We start from the raw sequence: 6,074 nt of genomic DNA, 5'->3' as shown, positions 1-6,074 counted from the left end.
CCTTGTGGACTACGGCTTCCGCCTGCCCTCGGCCCTGGACAACCGGCCCCTGCAGTTCGACGAGTTCCGTTCCCTGCTGCATCAGGTGGTCTACGTTTCGGCCACACCGGGCAAATACGAGATGGATCAGTCCCAAGGCATCATTTCCGAGCAGATCATCCGGCCTACGGGCCTGGTGGACCCGGAAGTGGAGGTGCGTCCCACCAAGGGACAGATGGAAGACCTGCTGGGCGAATGCCGGGAGCGCATCCGGCGCGGGGAACGGGTGCTGGTGACCACCCTTACCAAGCGCATGGCCGAAGACCTGACCGAGTATTGCTGCACTATGGGCGTCAATGCCCGCTACCTGCATTCGGATATCGACACCCTGGAGCGTTTGCAGATCATCAGGGCCCTGCGGCAAGGGGAGTTCGACGTGCTGGTGGGCATCAACCTGTTGCGCGAGGGCCTGGATTTACCGGAGGTATCATTAATCGCTATTCTGGATGCGGATAAGGAGGGCTTTTTGCGCAGCGATACGGCTATGATTCAGACCATAGGCCGCGCTGCCCGCAATGCTCACGGGCGCGTTATTATGTACGCCGACCGAATTACGGACAGCATGCAGCGCGCCATCGACGAAACTAACCGCCGCCGCGAAAAGCAGGAGGCGTATAATAAAGAGCATCATATTACGCCGAAAACGATTTATAAAGAGCAGCGCCAGCTGATTAAGCTGACCAAGGTGGCCGACGGCGACGATGCGCCTGCTTATGGCAGCAAGAGCTTGAAGAAGCAGTCCAAGAAGGAGCTTACGGTTATGGCGCGGGAGCTGGAGCGGCGTATGCAGGAGGCGGCCAAGGCTTTGGATTTTGAAGCGGCGGCCGAACTGCGCGACCAGCTGATTTTAGTGAAGGGGCAGTTGGGGCAAAAGCTGCTGCCCAAGAAGAGTAAAAAGTAAAGCGTTAATTTATTGAACGCGGGAGAAGCTATGCAAGAAAAATTGATTGTTAAAGGCGCGCGCCAGCATAATTTAAAGGATATAACGGTAGAAATACCGCGCAATAAAATGGTTGTTATTACCGGCCTCAGCGGCAGCGGCAAATCCAGCCTGGCCTTCGACACTATTTACGCCGAGGGGCAGCGCCGTTATGTGGAAAGTCTGTCCGCCTACGCGCGGCAGTTTTTGGGGCAGATGGATAAGCCGGACGTGGATTATATCGAGGGCCTGAGCCCGGCTATTTCCATCGACCAGAAGACGACGAGCCGCAATCCCCGTTCTACCGTGGGCACGGTGACGGAGATTTACGATTATCTGCGTTTGCTGTTCGCCCGCATTGGCGAACCTCACTGCCCTAAATGCGGAAAGCTGATAGAGCAGCAGAGCGTGCAGCAGATTGTGGACCAGGTGCTGGCGCTGCCTGCGGGAACGCGCTTTATGGTGATGGCGCCGCTGGTGCGGGGGCGCAAGGGCGAGCACCAACGAGTGCTGGATGATATGCGCCGCGCAGGTTATGTGCGCATGTTCGTGGACGGCGAGGTGCGTACATTAGATGAAGAAATTATTTTAGATAAAAAGAAAAAGCACAGCCTGTCGGTCGTTATCGACCGTTTGGCGGTGCGCGATAATATACGTCAGCGCTTGACCGATTCTGTGGAAACGGCGCTGAAGCTGGCCGGCGGCTTTGCCGAGGTGGCCGTGCTGGGCGAGGAGCAGCAGATTACGCTGTTCAGCGAGCATTTTGCCTGCAACGATTGCGGCATTAGCCTGCCTGCTATTGAGCCGCGCTTATTTTCTTTTAATAATCCTTACGGCGCTTGCCCGGACTGCACCGGCCTGGGCATGAATATGGAATTTGACCAGGCGCTGATTATTCCCGACGGCAGCAAAAGCTTTGCCGACCGCTGTCTGGCGGCTTTCAGCAATAACCAAAATTCTTATTTTATGAAGCAGTTGGCGGCGGTGCTGGCGGAAAACGGCTACAGCCTGGACAGCAGCTGGAACGATTTGCCGCCAGCTATGCAGGAGCTGCTGTGGCACGGCGCAGGCGAGCGCAAGTATAATTTCTGGTATGAAAATTTGCAGGGCGAGGTTAAGCTGTACGCCAAAGAATTTGAAGGCATCTTGAATGTCTTGAAGCGCCGTTACCGCGAAGCGTTCAGCGACGCTATGCGTCAGGAGTACGAAGAATTTATGACCAGCACCCCCTGCCCGACCTGTCACGGCAGCCGCTTGAAACCGGAGGTGCTGTCTATTTTGGTCGGCGGCAAAAATATTTGTCAGGTGACGGCGCTGACGGTGCGCGATTGCTTGAAATTTTTTGCCGGACTGCAGCTGACGCAGCGGCAGCGGCTTATCGGCAAGCAGGTGCTGAAAGAGATAGGCTCGCGTCTGCAATTTTTAAACGACGTGGGCTTGGACTATCTGACGCTGGACCGCAACGCAGGCAGCTTGTCCGGCGGCGAGGCGCAGCGCATCCGCTTGGCAACGCAAATCGGCAGCGGCTTGACCGGCGTGCTTTATATTTTGGACGAGCCTTCCATCGGACTGCACCAGCGCGACAACAGCAAGCTTTTGGCGACCTTGCAGCATTTGCGGGATTTGGGCAATACGCTGCTGGTGGTGGAGCATGACGAGGAAACCATGTACGCCGCCGACCAGATTATCGATATCGGGCCCGGCGCAGGCGAACATGGCGGTCAGGTGGTGGCTCAGGGTACGGCAGAGGAAATCAAGCAGGTGGAGCAGTCGGTGACCGGCACTTACTTGAGCGGACGTAAATTTATTCCTGTGCCGAAAAAACGCCGCCAGTGCGACGGCCGTTTCCTGACAATCCGGGGAGCGCGGGCCAATAATTTAAAAAATATCGACGTGTCGATTCCTTTAGGCGTCTTTACTGTAGTCACCGGCGTCAGCGGCAGCGGCAAGTCCACGCTGATTAACGATATTTTGTATAACACCCTGGGTGCGAAGCTGAACGGCGTGCGCCTGCGTCCTGCCGAACACGACTGCATCGAGGGTCTGGAATACGCCGATAAGGTTATCAATATCGACCAGTCGCCCATCGGACGCACGCCGCGTTCTAATCCTGCTACTTATACGGGAGTTTTTGATTTTATTCGCGAGCTGTTCAGCCAGACTAACGAAGCGAAAATGCGCGGCTATAAGGCAGGGCGCTTTAGCTTCAACGTCAAGGGAGGACGCTGCGAGGCCTGCAAGGGCGACGGCATGAATAAAATTGAGATGAATTTTCTGCCCGACGTGTATGTGCCCTGCGAGGTGTGTCACGGCGCGCGCTACAACCGCGATACGCTGGAGGTGCATTACAAGGGCAAGAGCATTGCCGAGGTGCTGGATATGACGGTCAGCGAAGCCTGCGAGTTCTTTAAAAATCTGCCGCGGATTTACCGCAAGCTGGAGGTTTTGGAGGACGTTGGCCTGGGCTATATTCATTTAGGCCAGGCGGCGACGACGCTGAGCGGCGGCGAGGCCCAGCGCGTAAAGCTGGCGACGGAGCTGTCGCGCCGCAGTACGGGCCGCACGGTTTATATTTTAGACGAGCCTACTACGGGCCTGCATATTGCCGACGTGCATAAGCTGCTGGATGTGCTGCAGCGATTAGTAGAGGGCGGCGACAGCGTTATCGTCATCGAGCATAATCTGGACGTTATCAAGGTAGCCGATTATATTATCGACCTGGGGCCGGAAGGCGGCGACAAGGGCGGCACGCTGGTGGCCTGCGGTACGCCGGAGGAAGTGGCGAAGGTGAAAAAATCCTATACGGGGCAATATATTAAGCAGGAGCTGGCGAAGGCCAGAAAGAACGGGTGGTATAAATGACGGAAGCGGGCTTCAGCGATAGCATTAAAAATGCGCTGGCCGTGCTGCCGGATAAGCCCGGCGTGTATTTGATGCACGACGCCGAGGGCAAGGTTATTTACGTGGGCAAGGCCGTGGTGCTCAAAAACAGAGTGCGCAGCTATTTCCGCAATCTGGCCAGCCATACGCCCAAGGTGCGGGCCATGGTGGCGAAGATTGCCGAAATCGAAACCATCGTCACATCCAGCGAAGTCGAAGCACTGATTCTGGAATGCAACCTGATTAAAAAGTATCGCCCGCGTTATAATATCAGCTTAAAGGACGATAAAACTTATCCTTATTTAAAGGTGACGGTGCAGGAGGACTTTCCGCGTTTGTTCGCTACCCGCAGGCTGAGCCGCGACGGCGCTAAATATTACGGCCCTTATGCCGACGCGGGAGCGATGCACGCTACGGTGAAGCTGCTGCGCGGTATGTTCCCACTGCGCACCTGCCGTAAGATGAATCCCGACCGGCCATGCTTGAATTATCATATCAAACGCTGCCTTGCGCCCTGCGCCGGTTATGTGAGTAAGGACGAATACCGCCAAATGATTCAAAGCGTGTGCATGGTTCTGGACGGGCGCACGGCGGAATTGGAACGCGATTTAAAGCGGCGGATGCAGGAGGCGGCGGAGAATTACGCTTTTGAAGAAGCCGCGCGTTTGCGCGATCAGCTGCAGGCTGTGGAACGGCTCAACGAATCGCAAAAGGCCGTAACCAATAACGGCGGCGATATGGACGTTATCGGTTATGCGCAGGATATGACAGGTATTTGCCTGCAAATATTTTTCGTGCGCAAGGGAAAGCTGATAGGGCGCGACAATTTCTTCCTGCACGATGACGGCGACGAGCCGCGCGAGGTGCTGACGGCTTTCGTCAAGCAGTATTATAATGAAGCTACTTTTATACCGAAAGAAATAATTTTGCCGTACCTGCCGGAAGAGGAAGAAGCGCGGCTGATAGCGTCGTGGCTGACGGAAAAGGCGCAGCGCAAAATAGAACTGCTGGCGCCTCAGCGCGGCGTGAAAAGGGAGCTGCTGCAGCTGGCGAACGACAACGCCGCCAAGCTGCTGGAGGAACGGCTGCGCAAGGGCAGCTTGTCGCTGAAAAACGACGCGCAGGCCGCCGAAGAGCTGCAGCAGGCTTTGGGCCTGACGCATTCGCTGGAGCGTATGGATTGCTTCGATATCAGCCATACTCAGGGCAGCGAAACGGTGGCTTCCATGGTAGTTTTCCGCAATGGCAGCGTCAGTAAGAAGGATTACCGCAAGTATAAGATTGTGTCCGCCGAGGGCAAGCCGGACGATTTTAAATCCATGCAGGAGGTTGTTTACCGGCGCTACAAGGATTACGAGGATTTGCCCAGCCTGGTGGTTATCGACGGCGGTAAGGGCCAGCTGAGCTCGGCGTTAGAGGTTATCCGCGGTCTGGGCCTGGCAGAGCTGCCGGTAGTAGGCCTGGCCAAGCGCGAGGAAGAAATTTTTCTGCCCCATCAAAGCGAAAGCATTTTGCTGGACAGGGACAGCGCGGCGCTGCATCTCATTCAGCGCATCCGCGACGAAGCGCACCGCTTCGCCATTACGTACCACCGCAAGCTGCGGGGTAAGCGCAATTTGGTTTCCGTGCTGGACCATGTGGATGGCATTGGCCCCAAACGGCGGCAGGAGCTGTGGAAGGCGTTCAAAACTTTAGACGCGATGAAAGCGGCGGATGTGGAGGAGCTGGCTGCTGTAGAAGGCATGAACCGCGCGGCGGCGCAGACCTTGTATGAGTTTTTCCGGTTGGAGTTGCCGGAGAAAAAAGAAGCTTTGCAGTGAGAGAATTTCTCCCCCAGTCACCTTCGGTGACAGCCCCCTCAATGAGGGGGCACAAATAAGAGATTATCCTCAATTATTGCCCTCTCTTAGAGGGGGCTGGCATTTTGCTTGCAAAATGACTGGGGGAGTTATTTTGTTGCAAAACTATGTGATTTAGAATCATGCTGCATTTTTCACATTTTTATAGCATATTAAAGTCATAAGTATGGTATAATGAGTATATCTCATTATACTTTTTGAAAGGAGTGAAATTTATGGCTAAATGGGTTTGCAATATTTGCGGTTATGTTTATGACCCCGAAGTGGGCGATCCGGATAACGGCGTTGCAGCAGGCACCGCTTGGGAGGATGTCCCCGAAGATTGGGTATGCCCTCTGTGCGGCGTAGGCAAGGATGAGTTCAGCGCGGAATAAAGG

The 6,074-nt window shown here is 55.2% G+C and carries 4 protein-coding genes; all 4 read left to right on the top strand.

Annotation, left to right across the window (positions count from 1 at the left end):
• Window positions 1–940: helicase-related protein (locus QZ105_RS04770; RefSeq protein ID WP_293728713.1), on the top strand; the 940-nt coding region annotated here is incomplete at its 5' end.
• Between the two features lie 30 nt (window positions 941–970).
• On the top strand, window positions 971–3,820 hold the full coding sequence (gene uvrA / locus QZ105_RS04765; protein WP_293728712.1) for an excinuclease ABC subunit UvrA: 2,850 nt from the start codon (window positions 971–973) through the stop codon (window positions 3,818–3,820).
• Window positions 3,817–5,658 carry an excinuclease ABC subunit UvrC gene (gene uvrC, locus QZ105_RS04760; RefSeq protein WP_293728711.1) on the top strand — a complete coding sequence of 614 codons (1,842 nt, stop codon included), beginning with the start codon at window positions 3,817–3,819 and terminating at the stop codon, window positions 5,656–5,658. Before uvrA ends, uvrC begins: the two co-directional genes overlap by 4 nt.
• Window positions 5,659–5,912: 254 nt before the next feature.
• The gene (rd, locus tag QZ105_RS04755) at window positions 5,913–6,071 is read left to right on the top strand and encodes a rubredoxin (protein WP_293728710.1); all 159 of its coding nucleotides are present in this window, start codon (window positions 5,913–5,915) and stop codon (window positions 6,069–6,071) included.
• The last annotated feature ends 3 nt before the right edge of the window (window positions 6,072–6,074 follow it).

It is taken from the genome of uncultured Phascolarctobacterium sp. (assembly GCF_905212365.1).
In the GTDB taxonomy this organism is placed as follows: domain Bacteria; phylum Bacillota; class Negativicutes; order Acidaminococcales; family Acidaminococcaceae; genus Phascolarctobacterium_A.
This window is presented reverse-complemented; position numbering and strand designations above follow the sequence as displayed.